We start from the raw sequence: 17478 nt of genomic DNA, 5'->3' as shown, positions 1-17478 counted from the left end.
CGGGGTGGACAAGGGCCCCGGACGGCCGGAGAGGAGGCCAAGGTGAGTGCCAACAGCAGAATGACGATCGGGACCCATGTACTGACCTGGATGTCTCTGGACCGGCAGAACAACGAGGTCGCCACCTCGGAGCGCATCGCGGGAAGTGTCAACACCAACCCCGTGGTGATCCGCCGATGCCTGGGCGACCTCCGCAAGGCGGGACTGGTGGAGGCCAAAAGGGGTGTGGGGGCCGGCTGGATCCTGAAGCGGGAGCCCGAAGAGATCACCCTGCTCGAGGTCTACCTCGCCGTGGAGGGTGAAGGCCCGTTCGGGATGCACCACACCCCGCCGAACGCCGACTGCCCGGTCGGCTTCGGAATCCGACCGGCCCTGCAACAGGTGTACAGCAGCCTGGAACAGCAGATGCGGCAGCAACTGGCCCGCACCACGATCGCCGACATGCTGCGGGATGTCCTCGCCGAGCAGGGGGCGAAGGTCCGCCCCCTCTGAAGCCCGGACTCCGATGGCGTCCTCCGCCGGCGGGAGAGGTGATGCCGCCCTGCGTCAGGACCTGGCTTCGGACACGCCGGGGGAGTTCCGCGAGGGCGCCGGCCTCACAAGCCGCTTGAACGGCATGCGAGGCGCGCGTCCCGGCACAAGGAACGCTCCCGCCTGAAACCGCGCCTCAGTGATCGCGCCTCGACTCCGGCTTGGCAGGTCCGACGGGCAGGCCGCGTGGCGGGATGACGGGCGTCGAGGAGGGGCGGCGACCGAGGTGCGGCCATTCGGCCATGCAGAACGCCCCGCGATGGGGCAAAGTGGGCGGAGGGTCGAACGGTCGAGACAGCGCCTCCTCGGGGCGCGGGCCCCGAAGGTGAGCGCGGCACTCGCGTGCGGCCGATCGGCGACGCAATCCGCCGCATCCGCTCGGGAACAGACCTCGCGTCACCGGACCACCGGAATGTGCCTCGGAAAGACCTCCGCTGTACCGAACAATTGTCACCCCGCACCAGTGGTGTGTGATCGCGTGAGGAGCGTCACGTGGAAATCAAGAAGGCCGACACGGCGGTGGTGTTCATCGACCCGCAGAACGACGTGCTGAGCGAGCACGGGGCGAACTGGGACGTGGTGGGAGCGAGCGTCACGGAGAACCGGACCGTCGAGAACATGGAGAGGATCTTCGAGGCGGCGAAGGCGGGCGGATACGAGGTCTTCATCTCGCCCCACTACTTCTACCCGACCGACAACGGGTGGCGAATGAACGGGCCGCTGGAGACGAGCGAGCTCGAGACCCACACGTTCGCACGGGCGGGACAGCTCGATCTCACCGGGTTCCGGAACTCCGGAGCAGACTGGCTCGACCGCTTCAAGCCCTATATCGAAGACGGCAGAACGGTGGTCGCCAGCCCGCACAAGGTATTCGGACCGCAAACCAACGACCTGGTACTGCAACTGCGCAAGCGCGGAATGCAGAGAATCATTCTCGGCGGGATGCTGGCCAACATGTGCGTCGAGTCCCACCTGCGTCACCTCGTCGAGGAGGGATTCGAGGTCGCCGTGGTCAGGGATGCCACAGCCGGACCCCGGCACCCGGTCTGGGGCGACGGCTACCAGGCGGCGATCATCAACTACCGCTTCTTTGCGCATGCGCTGCTGTCGACTGACGAAGTACTCGATGGAATGCGCTGAGGAGTGCGGAGCCGGGAGACAGGGATGACGTTCCGACGGGTGTTCCGGGCCGATGATCCTGAGCGGACGCGTGCCCTGTGATCCACGGCTCTCCGCATTGTCGCCGCCGACCGCCGACTCCGCTGGTCAGGAGCGGCCGTGTTCCAGCCGGGAGGCCGCGTACCCCGTTTCCCCCGCGTCGTCAGGTCGAGCCGATCAGGCGGTTCGAATCACTCGCCCAGTCACCCGCGTGGGATTGATGCGGACCCACAGGTCGCGTTTCCCGCCGGCCCATGGGGCCGTCGCCGCTTGTTCGGACAGTTGCCGCACGACGCCGGGATCGTCGACGTGCTCGGCCCTGCCGACGGTCAGGATGCTCCATCCCGAGCTCATCGCCTCGTCGACGTGATCGACCTCGAAGGCGACCTCGGTTCCCGGCGCGGCAGCCGTCACCGCGTCGGGATCCGTGCGGTAGACGATGCTGCCGGCGAGGACGGTGTAATTGACCGGCAGGACCACCGGTCCCTCGGAAGTGGCCATCGCGACGCGGCCGATTCCGTGCGTGCCGAGCCTGTCCCGGCACTCCTCAGGACCGAGTTTTTGCAGAACCGGATGAGACGCGGTGGGGCCCTGCCCCGGAGGCTGGTCAGCGGCGCCCCCGAGCAGTTCGCCAGGGGTGGTGCGCAGCGCCGCGGCAATCCGGAGCAGACCGGCGGGATCGAAGTCGGCACCGGCTTCCTGCAGCAGTTTCAGATAGTGGGGGGACATGCCTGCCCGACGCGCCACCTCCTCACGGCTGATCCCCAGCATCGCGCAGCGCTGCGTCACACGGCGAGCCACCTCGCCCGGCTCAGGTTTCGGCGTGCCGATAGGCGCGTGGGAGGGTATGCGGTTCTCGCTCACGGCTCTGCACCTCCTACCGTCGAGGATGTCACCGTCGGCGGCCGCGGTCCTGTCGGCCGGGCGACGGGGTTCATCGGCAGGCCGAGTGCAGCGGCTGCCTGCGTAGCCGTTCGAGCCAGTGCGGATCTGGTGCCTCTGCACCGCGGCGTTCCCAGCGCGGCTGGGGCCACTCGGCTGGAGACCCGAGGCCCCGGGGCTTCCGACGCCGGGCCCGCCGTTGCCGCTGCGACGGCACCCGACGAGGCTCTGTGGCCGGAGGCCGTCCCGATGGACACCAGCGGCGATCGCGAGACTGCGTTGGCACAGGCACGGGTGTCGATTCATCCGCCGGCCATCTGTCCGGCCAGGCCGTTCCGCCGCGAAGGGAACCGGGCTGACGTGCCGGACACGGCCCCCGGGCGTCCGAGGTGCGTCGTGCGATCGAGGCCGTTCGGCGCTGTCCGGCAAGGCGGTGCAGCGGTTGGCTGGTCCGCGGATGGTCATCGGCCATGAGCGGGCGAGCGGCACGTCGCGGGGACGCATCCTTCCACACGTCGGGCCGCGGCAGCTCCCGCTCGGTTCCATGGCCGACGCGGTCAGCCGGTCCCGCTGCGGCAGAACGATCCCACCACGGACAACCCGGCGCCGGCAGGGACCGAGGTCTCGGAGATCCACGACTTCACGGAGGACGCCCACCCCATCCACGTCCACGAGGTCCAGTCCCAGATCGGCGGAGCCACCGAATCGCCTCCCTCGGCAGTCCGGGCCCGCCAGGCGGTCCCCCCGCCCCACCCGGGCTCGACGGGGATGACCTGCGAGGCCCTCGTCGGCGAGGCAACCGCCGGGGGTACGCCCCCGCCCGCTGAGCCTCGTGTACCCGGCGACGGACGAGGGACCACACGGCTATGTGACATGCCGTCAGATGCGGCCGCCGGACGCGGAATCCGGTCCCGCAGGCGCCGCGGGGCGCTTCGGCCCGTGCATGGGGGCCGTCCGGCCCCGGGCGCCGCCGGCTCACCGCGTTCACGCTGGTCTCGACGGCCGATGAAGCATCGCGCCTGGAGAGCGAAGGAGGGGCACGATGGACGCGGATCCGGACCAGGACTTGGGCTCCACGTGGTGGGAGCCGCCGCCCAACCCGGAGTTGTTCGGACATGTGGTCGTCGGGGTGGACGGCTCGCCGGCCTCCGGGCGTGCGCTGGACGCCGCGGTGGCGGAGGCCGACAGGCGTGATGTGCGGCTGGAGATCCTGCACGGGCAGCCCTGGGGCGGCCACCGCAAGGCCGCGCGCCAGGGGGTCCGCCCCTACCATGTCGCGCAGGCGTTGCTCGCGTCGGCCGCCGCACGCGCCGCCGAACTGCGCCCGGGCCTGCGGGTGAGTACCTCGCTGGTCGACCGGCACGCCGGGGGAGTGCTGGTGCGCCGCAGTCGCGACGCGGGTCTCGCCGTGGTCGGGACGCGGGGGCACGGCGCTGTCACGGGCGCGCTCCTGGGCTCGGTGAGCCTCCATGTGGCCGCGCACTCGGCGTGTCCGCTGCTCGTGGTGCGCGGGGAGTCACCTGCGCGACCCACTGGACACGGTCACGTGGTGCTGGGCCTGGAAAGCGACGCCGACACCGAGGCGGCGGCGTTCGCTTTGGCCGAGGCCGACCGCCGCCACGTCTCGTTGACCGTCCTGCATGCCTGGACCTCCCAGCCGACCGCGCCCCGAAGGCAGCGGACGGGCGAGTGTTCCGAGGGAGTGTTCACGGGGCACTCGGAAGTGATCCGGACGGTCGCTCGGCTGGGCAAGGCCCACCCGGAAGTCGCGACCGACATCGAAACCGTCCACGGTACGGCGCCCCACGTTCTTCTTGAGGCCACGCGTACCGCCGACGTGGTCGTTGTGGCCGCGCATCGCCGCGCAGGCGGGCCCGGTCCGCGGCTCGGTCCTGTCACCCGCGCGCTGCTGCATGGTGCGCACTGCCCGGTGGCGGTCGTTCCGGTCCCTACGACGGCACAGCCGTGAGGACACGGCAGGCATTCCCGCGCCCGGACACCCACGCGGATTCGGCCGCGACGCGCATGCGGGCCGAGCGGGACAGGCCACGACCGTCAGTGCGGCGGCGCGCAAGGCGGATCGGGCCGGGAACCGCTGTGCTCCTCCGTCCCCCGAGCGACCGCGGGGACGCCGGCGGTCGTGGGTGCGTACGGTCGCTGCCCGTGCCGTCTCCGGAACCTCGGCCACCCGGTCGGCCCAGCCGACGGGGTCGGCTCCGGCGGACGGCGGACCGCCCGGCGGGAGAGCCGCCTGCCCGGTACGTCACCAGGCAGGTCCGCAGAGGCCGCTGCGGGGAATCCGGCTGTCATGGTGGGTGTCCCTCCTCGACCGAGGGCCGCTCCCGCGGAAGCGCGGTTGGGCGCGCATCCGTGGCGGACCCCGCACGCCGCGGGTGCCGCCCCCTGCCGTCGCCACGACCGGGCCTCCGGCCTGTGGTGCACGCGGCGCTGTCACTGTCATCGGCGCGGTTCCCCCACCGGCACGACCCTGCCTTCGGTTCCGGCGGCCACCTCGCGCCGCCGACAGCGCCCGGTGACTTCGTAGCGATCAGCGATGAGTGCTTGGGCTCCCTCCCGCACAAACGCAGCAGGGGAGGGACGGAAACGTCAGTGCCGGGCTGTACCGTCATCGCCCCCGCGATGCGGACGGTGTCGCCCCCGGACCTCGGACATCCGCCGACGCAACCGAACTGTGCCGGCCTCCGGTGGGGGCGCCGCGGCATTGCGGCTCGGCAGGTCCGCGCACACGCTGGGACGTGCGGGCCCAGCGGGCGCCGTACCCGTCGGTGCCCCGTCGCCGTGCCGCGCCAGGCGCGCCGTGGGTCCCTTTCCCACCGCGTGCGAAGACCGTTCCCGCGGGCGACGGTGACGCGGCGAGGGTCGCATGGGAACCAGTGCGCCTGGGAGGCAATGATGACGGTTTCACCAGGTCACCGGCCCATCGTGGTCGGTGTCGCTCCGGAACCCGAGCGCCGGTCCGCGCTGACCTGGGCGGCCGACGAGGCCGCGCGGCGACGGCTTCCGCTGCTGCTGCTGCACGCCCAGGGTGTTCCCACCGCCGGATACCGGCCGGACCAGGTCCCGCCTTCCTGGGAGCAGTGGAACGCGGCCCTGCACACGGCGGGGGAGCAGTTGCTGGCCGAGGCCGTGGCGTTCGCCGAGTCCCGGCAGCCGGACGTGAAGGTCTCCGCACTGCTTGCCGAGGGCGATCCCGTGTGGGTGCTGCGCGAGCAGGCCCAGGACGCCGCGCTGGTGGTACTCGGCTCCCGGCATCCGGCCACGGCCCAGGATCTATTCCATTCCGCGTCGGTCACCCTTCCGGTGGTCGCCCAGGCCCGCTGTCCCGTGGCTGTCGTCCCGGAGTCGGCAGCCACAGGGCAGACGCAGAAGCACTGGGTCGTCGGTGTGGACGGCAGCACGCATTCGGCGGCAGCCGTGGACTTCGCCTTCGACGAGGCATCCCTGCACGGTGTGGGCCTACATGCCGTGTACGCCTGGCACCCGGGGCTGCTCGGCGGCCCGAACAGGTCGGCGGCGGAGGAGGAGGCACGGCAGGCTCTGACCCGAGCGGTGGAAGGGCCTGCCGCCGGCCATCCGGACGTGGACCTCCGCCAGGAGGTCGTACGGGGGCACCCCGTCCAGGCGCTCACCGACGCCTCGGCCGACTGCAGGGGACTGGTCGTCGGCTCGCGCGGCCTCGGCGGCTTCACCGGCATGCTGATGGGATCGGTCAGCCAGGGCGTTCTCCACCACGCGCGCTCGCCGGTCGTCGTCGTACCGCACCCGGACGGCGGGAGCGGCGATGAGACCTCACGTCACCAACGGTCGCGCGGTCGCGCCGACGGGACCGTCGCCGAGGAGGCAGTGTGAGTACGCAGCAGGACAACAGGCCGCGGATCGTGGTCGGTGTCGACGGTTCACCGTCCTCGAAGGAGGCGCTCGCCTGGGCGGTACGGCAGGCGTCGCTGGTGGACGGGGTGATCGACGCAGTGATCGCGTGGGAGTACCCACAGTTCTACGGCTCGTTCGGCTGGATGCCCCCCATGGGACAGGATCTGAATCTCGATGGCGCGGCGGCGCAGGTCCTCGACGACACCATCGCCACCGTGACGGGGGCGGAGCCCGCGGTGGACATCCACAGCCGCGTGGAGTACGGCACACCGGCGGGTGTGCTGCTCGCGGCGGCCGAAGGCGCCTCGTTGCTGGTGCTCGGGAACCGTGGACACGGCGGGTTCGCCGAGGCGTTGCTGGGATCGGTGGGACAGCACTGTACCCAGCACTCACCGTGCCCGATCGTCATCGTCAGAGGCCAGGAGCAGCCGCAGCCGGCCGCGCCCGGACCCGAGGCGGCGAGCCTGCGCCGGGACGCACCGGACGCGCCGGACGCGCGGGACCAATGATCGACGGCAGGCGCCGGATACCGCCGGCGAGGGGCTCGACGCCATGGACCGCGGGCGGCGCGGTCCGTTCCCGTCGGACGGCGATCATGGCCACGTCGTCGCCCTCGTCGTGGAGGGCCGCGGGCAAGTCTTCGGGCGGCAGAGCGGTCCGTGGCTCCCGCGGTAAACGCGAAGACGGCTTCGGGGGTGCCGACCCCGTCGAGATCTGCCAGGCCCAACGGCAGGGCCGTGGCAGCGGGGGCCACAGCCGTGGCCGTGCCGCCGTGGAGCATGAACGGCGCGGGATGCCCGCTGCGGGACGCGGTCCGGTTCCCAGCGCGCTCACGGCGTGCCGCCGATGTTCCTTGCGGCGGTGCGTCTCCGGTGCGCGGTACGCCGTCGACACGTCGGCGGATCGTGCCCGCGAGCCCTACTCGCACAGGCCGGCCGCGTGGTCCGGCACGAACGTCTGCAAGTCGCGCGGCGGACGCTGATAGCCCGTCGAAGGCGGCCTCTGCGGCAGTTCGATGGCAGACAGCGGAACCTCCTCGTAGGGGATGCTCGACAAGAGATGCGCGATCATGTTGATGCGCGCCGCGCGTTTGTCGTCGCTCTCGACGACGTACCAGGGGGCCTCGGGGATGTCGGTGTGCACGAACATCTCGTCCTTGGCACGTGAGTACGCCTCCCAGCGCGTGATGGACTCCAGATCCATACCCGACAGCTTCCAGCGGCGGGTCGGGTCGTCCAGCCTGGCCCTGAAGCGCTGTTCCTGGACGGCGTCACTGACGGAGAACCAGTACTTGCGCAGCAGAATGCCGTCCTCGATCAGCAGCCGCTCGAAGATCGGGCACTGGTGGAGGAAGCGCGCGTGCTCCTGGGGGGTACAGAAGCCCATGACGTGCTCGACACCGGCACGGTTGTACCAGCTGCGGTCGAACAGCACGATCTCCCCGGCCGCCGGCAGGTGGTCGACGTACCGCTGGAAGTACCACTGCGTGCTTTCACGTTCGGTCGGTGCCGGGAGGGCGGCAATGCGCGCGATGCGCGGGTTGAGATGGGCCGTGACCCGCTTGATCGTGCTGCCCTTCCCCGCCGCGTCGCGGCCCTCGAAGACGACGACGAGCCGGTGGCCCTCGGCCCGCACCCATTCCTGCAACTTGACCAACTCGACTTGCAGGCGCAAGAGTTCCCGCTCGTAGGCGCCCAGGGACAGGCGGCCCTGCCGCTTCTTGTCACCCATCTCCCGGTGCCCTCGCTTTCCTGGAACGCTCACTTCGTGCGGCGGACGCTTCGCGGCGCGGCCGTCCGTGGCCTGATCGGCGGAGTGGTTGTGGCCGAGAACCCTCCCCTCAGTCCCACTCGACGTCCACGACGCCCTCCACGGCGCGGGCCAGGCGGGCGGCGACGGGCACAAGGGCCGTGTCGCGTGGCGTACCGCTGAAGCGGACGACGCCTTCCTTCACATCCGCGCGCACCGGCGACGGTTGTCCGGGGAACAGATAGGCCACCACCTCACGGCGCACCTCCTCCGCGATGTCCTCGTCGGGCCGCAGGAAGACCTTCAGCAGGTCGCCCCGGCTGACCACGCCGCACAAAATGCCCTCGCCGTCGGTCACCGGCAGGCGCTTGACCCGGCGCTGTGCCATGGCCCGTGCGGCTTGGGCGAGCGTGGTGTCGGCGCGTACGCACACCGCTGGAGCGCTCATCAACTCCTCGGCGGTCACCGCTCCGGCCTTGGCGATCTCGGCCAGATGGCGCATCTGCTCGGCCCGGGTCGGATCGCTGTCGCGGTACTCCTCCTTGGACAGCAGGTCGGCTTCCGAGACCACACCGATCACCCGGCCATCACCTTCCAGCACCGGGACGGCGCTCACCTTCCATTTCGCCATCGTCTCGACGATTTCCTTGAACGAAGCACCACGGGCGACGGCCACCACCGTCTGTGTCATGACGTCGCTCACGATGTGCGGGCTCCCGTGCACGAGATCCTCCTTCCGCCGCGGGGACGCGCCCCGGCGGTCATCCGCGTTGGCCGCTCCCGTAGGGGGCGTAGAGGTCGAGGAGACGTGTGCGGGCGCCCTGCAGCCGATGCGCGACGATCTCCGCGACGCGCCGCGCGACATCACGGCCGAATGCGGCGTCGGCCTCGCACAGTGCCCGCACGATCGTCGCGTCGAACTCCAGCGCCCGGACGGGGCTCTGGGTCTGAGCTCCCAAGTGCCAGGTGTACGGGGGGAAGAGCCAGGAGCAGCCGAGCAGATCGCCCGGTCCCAGTGTTGCGACGACCGCGGCGCGCCTGCCGGGCACATGCAGATCGAGGGAGACGGAGCCGGTCCGGATGACCCAGAAGCGGTCCGCTCGCTGCCCCTCTTCGAAGACACGGGTCCGCTCGGGGAAGTCGACCTCGCGGGACAGTTCGGTCAGGCGCCCGCGGGCAGTCGGCGGCAACGCGTCGAGGAGCCCGGTCGTGCGGCTGGTGGTCATGACTGCCTCCGAGTGTTTCCGTGGCCCTGCGGCCGGTACGGGCGTTTCCTGTTCCGGTCCCGCAGGCCCCTACCGCGGTCCGTGCGGCTCTGCCCGGCTCGCCGGGTGTCGGGCCGGTTTGTCACGGGACTTCGATGCGACGCCCGGTGAGGTCGTTCACGTCGATGCGTATCCACAGGTCGCGGTCGTCCCTGCCGGGCCAGGGGCCGGTGTAGGCCAGCCGTTCCAGTTCCTCCGCCTGCCTGCCCGCCACGGCACGGGCGTGGCCGCGTGCCAGGACGCTCCAGCCCTGGCTCAGGGCCTCGTCGACACTGTCCACCTCGAAGGTGACATCGGTGCCCGCTACGGCGGCGGGTGCGGACCCGGTCGCCGTCCGGAACACGATGGCCTGTCCCACGATGCTGTAGTTGACCGGCAGCACCGCCACACCGTCGTCGGCGAACGTGACGACACGACCCACACCGTGAGTGCCCAGCAGTTCCCGGCACTCGTCGGGTTCGAGTTCCAGGAAGCGCGGGTGCGCGGAAGCCTGTCCCAGTCCTGGGGGAAGATCCGCCTCGCCTCCGTTGAGGGCGACGACCGTGGTGCTCAACGCCGCCGCAAGGCCGCGCAGCGTTCCCATGGCGGGAGCCGCCGTGGCCTCCTCCTCGAGGAAACGCAGGTAGCCGGTGGAGAGGCCGGCGCTGAGGGCGACCTCGTCGCGTGACAGCCCCAGTTCCTCACGGCGCCGGGCGACCCGCCGGCCGATGTCGCCGCGGGCATGGGACGTGGTGTTGCCGGTCATGATCATGCCTCTCTGTTGCTCAGCGGTCGCCAGTCGCCGGGGATGAACGGCGCCGCGACGGGAGGAGCCCCGTGGGTCAGGCGGGCTGGCGGTGAGTCGGCGCGGGACGGCTGGAGTCGTCCTCGTGGTACCGCAGGTGCTCACGGACGTCGACGACCCCGTCGACGCCGCTGCACAGCGCGACCAGGACGGGAATCAGGCTCCGCCGCTCGATCGTCCCCTCCAGGGTCACGCGGCCGTCGACCACGTGCACCGTGACCGCCAGGGGCGACAGCCGCAAGGCATGGCCCAGCACCTCGGAGTTGAGCTCGTCGCGGATCGCACGGTCCTGCCGGAGGAACACCCTGAGCAGGTCCGACCTGCTCAGCACCCCGACCAGGCAGCCGACCTCGTCGACCACGGCCAGGCGCTTCACCCGGTGCTGCTCCATCGTCCGGGCGGCTTCCGCCACGGTCCACTCGGGCCGGGCCGTGACGGCCGGGCTCGTCATGAGTTCGCCGGCGGTGACGGCTTCCGCCTTCGCGCGGTCCGCGGGCGAGGCGTACAACGGCGGCATGAGGTCGGCCGGATCGCGTTGCCCGGCCGCCTTGCGCATCAGGTCCGCCTCGGAGACGACTCCCACGGGACGATCGTCGCGGTCCACGACCGGGAGCGCCGTGACGTCGTGTTCCGCGAGGAGTTTCGCGATCTCCTTGAAGGCCGTGTCCGGCCGCGCGCTCACCGCGGGCGTCGTCATCAGGTCACTGACGTTTCGGTGCCACATCACTGTCTCCTCTCCGTCCTCCGTCCTCCGTCCCTCGCCATCACTCTCCCTCGTTCCGGTGGGGCGGCGCATGGGCCGGTAGGACCCGTACTCCGGCCGACCGGACCCCGGGCAGGGCCGGGCAACCCCTGTCTCCGGGGACTGCCGATCCCGAAACTGACAAAAGGGCGAAAGCTGGAGAAAGGCGGTGGCGATCATGCCGCTTCCCCTGGTCGTGGGCACGGACGGCTCCGATGCCGCGCTCATCGCCGTGGACTGGGCCGCCGATGAAGCGGCCCTGCGCGGTTCGGAACTGCGCATCGTGTACGCCTCCCTCTGGGAGCGCTACGAAGGATCCGCGCCGTCCCTCGGGGCGGGCCGTACAACCGAGCGGGGCATGACCGAGCGCATCCTGGCGTCGGCCGGGCAACGCGCGCTGCTGCGCCGGCCGGAGATCGAGGTCACGCGCGAGGTCCTGGCCGAGGAGGCGGAGGAAGCACTGCTGCACTTGAGTCACCAGGCCGCCGCCATCGTGGTCGGCAGCCGCGGGCGTGGCGAGTTCGCCTCTCAACTGCTGGGTTCGGTCGGTCTGACGGTGGCGGCGAAGGCGACCTGCCCGGTCGTCGTGATCCGCGGCGACGGTGCCGATCCGGGGGGCAGGCCGTGGATCACCCTGGGCATCGATCCAGCTGGTGGGTCAGGGGATGCCGCCTGCGTGTTCGCCTTCACCGAAGCGCGACTGCGCGGCTGGGGCGTCCTGGCCGTCCATGCCTGGAGGACGCCGCACGGCGTGGGCCCCGACTGGGAGGGATGGCGGGATTCGGCCGCCCACAAGGATCACGCCGTGGCCGTGGAACGGCTGGACCAGGCTCTGAGGCGGCCGACGGCTGATTTCCCGGACGTGCCCGTCGAACGCCTGATGCCCGAGGGGCGTGCACGCCCGTCGCTGCTGGATGCCGCCGGAGGCGCCGGCCTGCTGGTCGTGGGCGCGCGGCGCCGTCGCAGTCCCGTCGGACTGCAGTTGGGGCCGGTGAACCATGCCGTGCTGCATCACGCACCGTGCCCCGTGGCCGTCGTTCCCGACCAAGCCTGAGCTCTGACGGCCCGACCCTTTCCGCCGGGCCGTGAGAGGCGTGCCGATACGCGGCGGCCGTGTCAGGCGTGCGGGACCACCGCCACGGGAACGGCGCAGTGGTGCAGCATCGCGTGCGCGACAGGACCGACGTGCATGCCCGCAGCGGACCGGCGGATACGACGGCCCACCACGACGAGGCAGGCGTCTGCCGCGGCGTCCAGCAGGAGCGGTACGGCACCTCCGAGGAGGGAGTGCTCGGACACCGCCACCGACGGGTACTTCTCCCGCCATCCGAGCAGTGCCTGCGCCAGAGCGCCCGCCTCCGTGACGGCGATCTCCTTCTGCAGCTCCGCGTAGGCGGCCCCGGCGTCATAGCCGTACGCAGGCGGCAGGTTCCAGCCGTGCACGACACGCAGGGGGACCCGGCGCAGTGAAGCGGCCTCGAAAGCGAAGGAGACCAGCTCTTCGCTCGGACGGGTCAGATCCAGTCCCAGCACCACGTCGCGTGACGCCGCCGCATCGGAGCGGCCGCTCGTGGGGTCTCCCTCGGTGCCGCCGGCCCGCACCAGGACGACCGGGCGGGCGGCGCGGGCGACCGTGGCGGAGGCCACCGAGCCGACGAGGAAGCCGGTCACCGGGCCGAGGCCACGCGAGCCGAGCACCAGCAGTTCCGACTCCTGCGCGGTGGCGGCCAGCACCGCGGCGGGCTCCCCGCCCAGGTGCCGGGTGGAGATCTCCAGGCCCGGATGGCGGCGCCCGAGATCCGTGGCGGCGTCCCGCAGAGTGCGCTCCGCCCAGTGGGCTTGCGTCCCGGCGTCCAGCGGAGCGATCCCACCGGCCAGGGGCGCGTAGGTGTACGCCCGCGGTTGCCAGTCGTGGACGTGTACGAGGACCAGGGGAAGGCCTCGGAGCCGGGCCTCGCGGGCGGCCCAGTCCGCGGCGGCCAGGCCGGCGGGCGATCCGTCGACTCCCGCGGTGATGGCAAGGGACATGAAGTGCCTCCTGATGAACCGGCGCACAGGCGACCCGGGTTCGAGGGGAAGGTCTGACGGGTTCAGGTTCCCGGGCACCGTCGGGGGCCGGGCAGGGGCCGCTGGTCCCGTCTCCGGGGCCGGGCGGCCCATGGAGCGGGCTTCAGGACCCGGCGTGCACGCCGAGCAGCCGGCTGCCGCCCGCTCTGGTGGGCCGCTCGGCCGACTCCCGTGGCCCCACTGGCCCATGCCGGGACCCCGCACACGGTTCGACAGTGGAGGTGCAACACCGCAGAGCCCGCAGAGGGCGGGCACGGGCTACAGGCAGGAGGCGGAGACGATGCATCACCGCAACGTCGGCGACCTGATGACCAAGGGCGTCGTGTCAGTACGCAGGGACACGTCGTTCAAGGACATCGCGAAGCAGCTCACGGAGCACGAGATCACCGCCGTACCCGTGGTCGACGACGACGGACGACCCGTGGGGGTGGTGTCGGAGGCCGATCTGCTGCGCAAGGAGGCGGGGCTGCTCGACCCGGCCGGCCTGCTGCCGCCCCCGCACCCGCGGCCCCAGGACCGTGCCCGCATCGACGCCACCACCGCGGAAGGTCTGATGAGCAGCCCGGTGGTCGTCGCACGGTCCGAGTGGTCGGTCGTGGAGGCGGCACGGGTCATGGAACGCCACAACGTCAAGCGGCTGCCGGTGGTGGACGAGGCGGGTCGGCTCGTGGGGGTGGTGAGCCGCACGGACCTGCTGCAGCTGTTCCTGCGCAGGGACCACGCGATCCTCGAGGAGATCACCGGTGACGTGCTGGTGAGGACTCTCGGCCTGGCCCCGGGAGCTGTCGCCGTGACGGTGACCGACGGGAAGGTGTCACTGGACGGCGTGGTGGACCGCAGGAGCCTCATCCCCGTCGTGACGCAGCTGTGCCGTGGAGTGGACGGCGTCGTGGACGTCCGGGCGCGTCTCGGTTTCAAGGCCGACGACACCAGCAGGCCGGCGGCCGCTCCACGCTGAACCGAGGCGGCGAGGGGGCCCCCGCCTGAGGCCGCGCCGTCGCGGCCGGAAGGAGATGACGATGAGGCTCCGCAAGACCGGGCACGTCATGACCCCGGATGTCGTCAGCGTGCGGGCCGAAACCCCGTTCAGGGACATTGCCGCACTGCTCGGCAGGTACCGGGTGAGCGGCATGCCCGTGGTGGACGACGACGACAAGGTGCTGGGGGTCGTCTCCGAGACCGACCTGACGGCGCGGCAGGCCGAGCCCCAGGGCTCCGCCCGTCAGCAGTCCGCACGGTCCGGCGCCGCCGGCCTCCACGATCGCACCGCAGGGCAGCTGATGTCCGCACCGGCCGTCACCGTCCGTGCGACCGATGCCGTCGCCGTCGCGGCCCGTGCCCTGGCCGAACACAAGGTCAACCGCTTGCCCGTGGTCGACGAGGAGGACCGCCTCGTCGGCATCGTGACCCGCGGGGACCTGCTCCAGATGTTCCTGCGCCCCGACGCCGACATCCGTGCCGAAGTGGTCGACGAGGTGGCGATCCGAGCCCTGTGGCTCGGTCCGGATGCCCTCGCGGTGAGCGTCCAGGGCGGGGTCGTCATCCTTGAGGGCCGGCTGGAGCGCCGCAGTGAGATCCCTCTTGCCGAGGGTCTGACCCGCCGCATAGACGGTGTCGTCGCCGTGGTGAACCGGCTCACGTACCGGCTGGACGACACACAACGACGGTCCGTCGCGCCCCATGTCCACGAAATCGCCGAGGGCTCGCTTCGCAGCTGAGCGTCGGGAGAACGCCCCGGCGTGGCCACGACGGCGCCTCCGCTGACTGGGGGTCGCCGAGGCGACGGGCCGCCTGCGGCGGTACGGTCCGAACGAAATGCCCGCGACGGCTGGTCGAGGCCTGTGGCGCCGGCTGCCGGCCCGGTTCACGGACCTGTGCGCGATCGTGCTGCTCATCGCCTCATCACGTTCCTGGCATACGGACTGCAGAGCCCCCACGACCGTGGGGCGCTCCAACTCGCCCTGGCCATCGTAGGAGTGGTGCTGCTCGACGCGGTGATCGGCTTCACCCGGGAGTACTCGGCGAAGCGCACGGCGGAGTCCCTGCGAGCGATGGTCCGGCACACCTGTACCGCGCTGCGGGACGGCGAGCGCGAGGTGGTGCCCGTACGGGAACTGGTGCCCTGTGACGTACTGGTCCTGGACGCGGGCGACGCGGTACCCGCCGACTGCCGACCACTGCCGACTGGTGGAAGCCCGGGCCGGCGCCCTCCACAACGCGGCGCCCGGTCTGCCGGCTCATGTGCGGAGTACCACGCGGAACGCGGTGTGTCCTGGGCGGCTGCTGACGTGGACGGTGCCCTGGTGGGCGGTGACGACGGCTTGGACGATGGCGAGCCCGAGTCCGGTACTGCCGGTACTGCGCGAGCGCGCCTGATCGGCGCGGACGAAACGGGTGAAGACCTCGGGCAGGAGGTCCTCGGGGATGCCCGGTCCGTCGTCACTGACGGTCAGGCAGGCACCGCCCTCGTCCGAGGTGAGGGCGACCGTCACCTGGGTGCCGGGCGGGGTGTGGGTGCGGGCGTTCGCAAGCAGGTTGCCGACCGCCTGCTGCAGGCGGTGGGCGTCGCCGGTCACGGTGACGGGTTCCTCGGGGAGGTCCAGGAGCCAGCGGTGGCCGGGGCTCGCGGCGCGGGCGTCGTGGGTGGCGTCCAGGACGAGCAGGGTCAGGTCGACGTCCTCGTGTTCCAGGGGGCGTCCCGCGTCGAGCCGGGCCAGGAGCAGGAGGTCGTCGACGAGGCGGGACATACGGTGGGACTCGGACTGGATGCGTTCCAGGGCGTGGCGGATGTCGGCGGGCACGGGGCCGTGCCGGCGCAGAGCGAGCTCCGCGTGGCCGCGGATGTTGGCGACGGGGGTGCGCAGTTCGTGACTGGCGTCGGCGGCGAAGTGCCGCAGGCGTTCCTCACTGGCCTGGCGGCGAACCAGGGCGTCCTCGACGTGTCCGAGCATCTGGTTGAGTGCGACCGAGACCTGTCCGACCTCGGTGCGCGGGTCGGAGTCCGGGAGGGGCTCGGGCATGGCGACGTCGCCGTCGGCCAGGGGCAGCCGCGCGACGCCCGTCGCCTGTTCGGTGACCTTGCGCAGGGGGCGCAGCGAGACCCGCACCCACAGCGCCCCCGCGATGCCCGTGGCGAGGAGCGCAGCGCCGAACACCCCGGCCTCGACGGCTTCGAGCCGGTGCAGCGTCGCCTCCACGGGGTGCAGGGGGAGCCCCGTGAGGAGGATGTCGTTGTCGTCGCCCTGAACCGCTACGACCCGGTAGCCGCCCAGGGGGGAGAGGCGGATGCTGTGGCCTGTCCCGTCGACCGGGATGCGGGCGAGGGCGCGACGGTCACCGGGGAGGAGCGTGAGGGGTCGGTCCGTCGTGTCGTCGACCACCGCGGCCTGGGTGACGACGCCGTCGAGCAGCCGGGCACCGAAGGTGGCGTCGGCCTGTCCCCGGGTGTCCGGCCGGTTGTCCGCGTCGGGGGCCCTCTCGTGCTCCAGGCTGGCGGCGAAGCGGCCGTCGGCCGCCGTGAGCTGCTCGTCGAGCCGCCCCACCAGGAATCCGCGGAGGGCGAGGACGGTGGTGACGCCGACGGTCAGGCAGGCGACGGCGAGCAGGACGAGGAGACCGGCGGTGAGCTGACCGCGCAGGGTACGCGGAGGGAGCCGTCTCATGGCGTCTCCGGCTTGAGGACGTAGCCCACCCCGCGAACGGTGTGGATCATCGGGGGGCGTCCCGTGTCGATCTTCTTGCGCAGGTAGCTGATGTAGAGCTCGACGACGTGAGCCCGGCCGCCGAAGTCGTAGGCCCAGACCCGGTCGAGGATCTGGGCCTTGGACAGCACACGGCGCGGATTGCGCATGAGGAACCGCAGGAGTTCGAACTCGGTACGGGACAGATCGACCGCCGTCCCCCCGCGGCGGACCTCCCTGGCCTCCTCGTCCATCGTGAGATCGCCGACCACGAGCAGACCGGCGTCGGCTTCCGCGGTCATGCCGGCCCGGCGCAGCAGGCCGCGCAGCCGGGCGAGGACCTCCTCCAGGCTGTAGGGCTTGGTCACGTAGTCGTCACCGCCGGCGGTGATCCCGGCGACGCGGTCCTCGATCGCGTCGCGGGCGGTCAGGAACAGCACGCACACGCGGTGCGCGTCGCGTCGCAGTTCGCGCAGGACCTGCAGGCCGTCGGCGTCGGGGAGCATCCAGTCCAGGATCACCGCATCGGGGCGGAACTGCCGGGCCGCGGCCAGTGCGGACGCCCCGTCGGCGGCCGTGCGGACCTCCCAGCCCTCGACGGTCAGGACACCGGACAGCACGTCGGTGACATCGGGTTCGTCGTCGACGACCAGAATCCGCACCGGGCTGCCGTCGGGACGTCGCAGGGCGGGGGGCGGCGTACTGCGTTCTTCCATGGTCCGTCCAGGA

The 17478-nt window shown here is 71.6% G+C and carries 19 protein-coding genes; 9 read left to right on the top strand and 10 right to left on the bottom strand.

Annotation, left to right across the window (positions count from 1 at the left end; genetic code table 11):
* Window positions 1-42: 42 nt before the first annotated feature.
* Together PV364_RS36525 and PV364_RS36520 are read left to right on the top strand one after the other, a co-directional pair.
* Window positions 43-492, top strand: coding sequence for an Rrf2 family transcriptional regulator (locus PV364_RS36525; protein ID WP_319665197.1), 450 nt, complete (start codon window positions 43-45; stop codon window positions 490-492).
* A gap of 531 nt (window positions 493-1023) precedes the next feature.
* Window positions 1024-1671, top strand: coding sequence for a cysteine hydrolase (locus PV364_RS36520; RefSeq protein WP_319665196.1), 648 nt, complete (start codon window positions 1024-1026; stop codon window positions 1669-1671).
* A 195-nt stretch (window positions 1672-1866) separates the two neighbouring features.
* On the opposite strand, the gene PV364_RS36515 is transcribed toward PV364_RS36520, so the two are convergent.
* Complete coding sequence (locus PV364_RS36515; RefSeq protein ID WP_319665195.1) at window positions 1867-2553, bottom strand: helix-turn-helix domain-containing protein; 687 nt, start codon at window positions 2551-2553, stop codon at window positions 1867-1869.
* 575 nt (window positions 2554-3128) lie between these two features.
* Window positions 3129-3272 carry a hypothetical protein gene (locus PV364_RS36510; protein ID WP_319665194.1) on the bottom strand — a complete coding sequence of 48 codons (144 nt, stop codon included), beginning with the start codon at window positions 3270-3272 and terminating at the stop codon, window positions 3129-3131.
* A 341-nt stretch (window positions 3273-3613) separates the two neighbouring features.
* On the opposite strand from PV364_RS36510, the gene PV364_RS36505 reads away from it, so the two are divergent.
* The 3 genes from PV364_RS36505 (at window position 3614) to PV364_RS36495 (ending at window position 6971) form a co-directional block, all read left to right on the top strand.
* The gene (locus PV364_RS36505; protein ID WP_319665193.1) at window positions 3614-4540 is read left to right on the top strand and encodes a universal stress protein; all 927 of its coding nucleotides are present in this window, start codon (window positions 3614-3616) and stop codon (window positions 4538-4540) included.
* 944 nt (window positions 4541-5484) lie between these two features.
* On the top strand, window positions 5485-6441 hold the full coding sequence (locus PV364_RS36500) for a universal stress protein (RefSeq protein ID WP_319665192.1): 957 nt from the start codon (window positions 5485-5487) through the stop codon (window positions 6439-6441).
* Entirely contained in the window at window positions 6438-6971 is a 534-nt protein-coding gene (locus tag PV364_RS36495) for a universal stress protein (RefSeq protein WP_319665191.1), read from the top strand. The genes PV364_RS36500 and PV364_RS36495 overlap by 4 nt, the downstream gene beginning before the upstream one ends.
* A 409-nt stretch (window positions 6972-7380) precedes the next feature.
* On the opposite strand, the gene ppk2 is transcribed toward PV364_RS36495, so the two are convergent.
* From ppk2 to PV364_RS36470, 5 genes are all read right to left on the bottom strand, one after another.
* Entirely contained in the window at window positions 7381-8193 is an 813-nt protein-coding gene (ppk2, locus tag PV364_RS36490) for a polyphosphate kinase 2 (RefSeq protein WP_319665190.1), read from the bottom strand.
* A 109-nt stretch (window positions 8194-8302) separates the two neighbouring features.
* Window positions 8303-8935, bottom strand: a complete 633-nt coding sequence (locus tag PV364_RS36485; protein ID WP_319665189.1) for a CBS domain-containing protein — start codon at window positions 8933-8935, stop codon at window positions 8303-8305.
* Between the two features lie 37 nt (window positions 8936-8972).
* Window positions 8973-9437 carry a cyclic nucleotide-binding domain-containing protein gene (locus PV364_RS36480; protein ID WP_319665188.1) on the bottom strand — a complete coding sequence of 155 codons (465 nt, stop codon included), beginning with the start codon at window positions 9435-9437 and terminating at the stop codon, window positions 8973-8975.
* A gap of 121 nt (window positions 9438-9558) precedes the next feature.
* Entirely contained in the window at window positions 9559-10221 is a 663-nt protein-coding gene (locus tag PV364_RS36475; RefSeq protein WP_319665187.1) for a helix-turn-helix domain-containing protein, read from the bottom strand.
* Window positions 10222-10297: 76 nt separating this feature from the next.
* Complete coding sequence (locus PV364_RS36470; RefSeq protein ID WP_319665186.1) at window positions 10298-10984, bottom strand: CBS domain-containing protein; 687 nt, start codon at window positions 10982-10984, stop codon at window positions 10298-10300.
* 196 nt (window positions 10985-11180) lie between these two features.
* Between PV364_RS36470 and PV364_RS36465 the strand changes: the two genes are divergently transcribed.
* Window positions 11181-12056, top strand: coding sequence for a universal stress protein (locus PV364_RS36465; protein WP_319665184.1), 876 nt, complete (start codon window positions 11181-11183; stop codon window positions 12054-12056).
* A 62-nt stretch (window positions 12057-12118) separates the two neighbouring features.
* Here PV364_RS36465 and PV364_RS36460 read toward each other — a convergent pair whose 3' ends face one another.
* The gene (locus PV364_RS36460; RefSeq protein WP_319665182.1) at window positions 12119-13030 is read right to left on the bottom strand and encodes a universal stress protein; all 912 of its coding nucleotides are present in this window, start codon (window positions 13028-13030) and stop codon (window positions 12119-12121) included.
* Window positions 13031-13349: 319 nt separating this feature from the next.
* Here PV364_RS36460 and PV364_RS36455 point away from each other — a divergent pair, with 319 nt between their 5' ends.
* From PV364_RS36455 to PV364_RS36445, 3 genes are all read left to right on the top strand, one after another.
* Complete coding sequence (locus PV364_RS36455) at window positions 13350-14027, top strand: CBS domain-containing protein (protein ID WP_319665181.1); 678 nt, start codon at window positions 13350-13352, stop codon at window positions 14025-14027.
* 61 nt (window positions 14028-14088) lie between these two features.
* Entirely contained in the window at window positions 14089-14787 is a 699-nt protein-coding gene (locus tag PV364_RS36450; protein WP_319665179.1) for a CBS domain-containing protein, read from the top strand.
* Window positions 14788-14884: 97 nt separating this feature from the next.
* Window positions 14885-15043 carry a hypothetical protein gene (locus PV364_RS36445; protein WP_319665177.1) on the top strand — a complete coding sequence of 53 codons (159 nt, stop codon included), beginning with the start codon at window positions 14885-14887 and terminating at the stop codon, window positions 15041-15043.
* 263 nt (window positions 15044-15306) lie between these two features.
* Here PV364_RS36445 and PV364_RS36440 read toward each other — a convergent pair whose 3' ends face one another.
* Both PV364_RS36440 and PV364_RS36435 read right to left on the bottom strand, forming a co-directional pair.
* The gene (locus PV364_RS36440) at window positions 15307-16731 is read right to left on the bottom strand and encodes a HAMP domain-containing sensor histidine kinase (protein WP_319665175.1); all 1425 of its coding nucleotides are present in this window, start codon (window positions 16729-16731) and stop codon (window positions 15307-15309) included.
* Window positions 16728-17465 (bottom strand): response regulator transcription factor, encoded by a 738-nt coding sequence (locus PV364_RS36435; protein ID WP_319665173.1) that lies wholly within the window; start codon window positions 17463-17465, stop codon window positions 16728-16730. Before PV364_RS36435 ends, PV364_RS36440 begins: the two co-directional genes overlap by 4 nt.
* Window positions 17466-17478: the final 13 nt, after the last annotated feature.

The sequence above is a fragment of the Streptomyces sp. MI02-7b genome (genome assembly GCF_033793585.1).
GTDB lineage: Bacteria > Actinomycetota > Actinomycetes > Streptomycetales > Streptomycetaceae > Actinacidiphila.
Note: the sequence above shows the minus strand (reverse complement) of the source record. Positions and strands in the feature narration are given on the sequence as shown.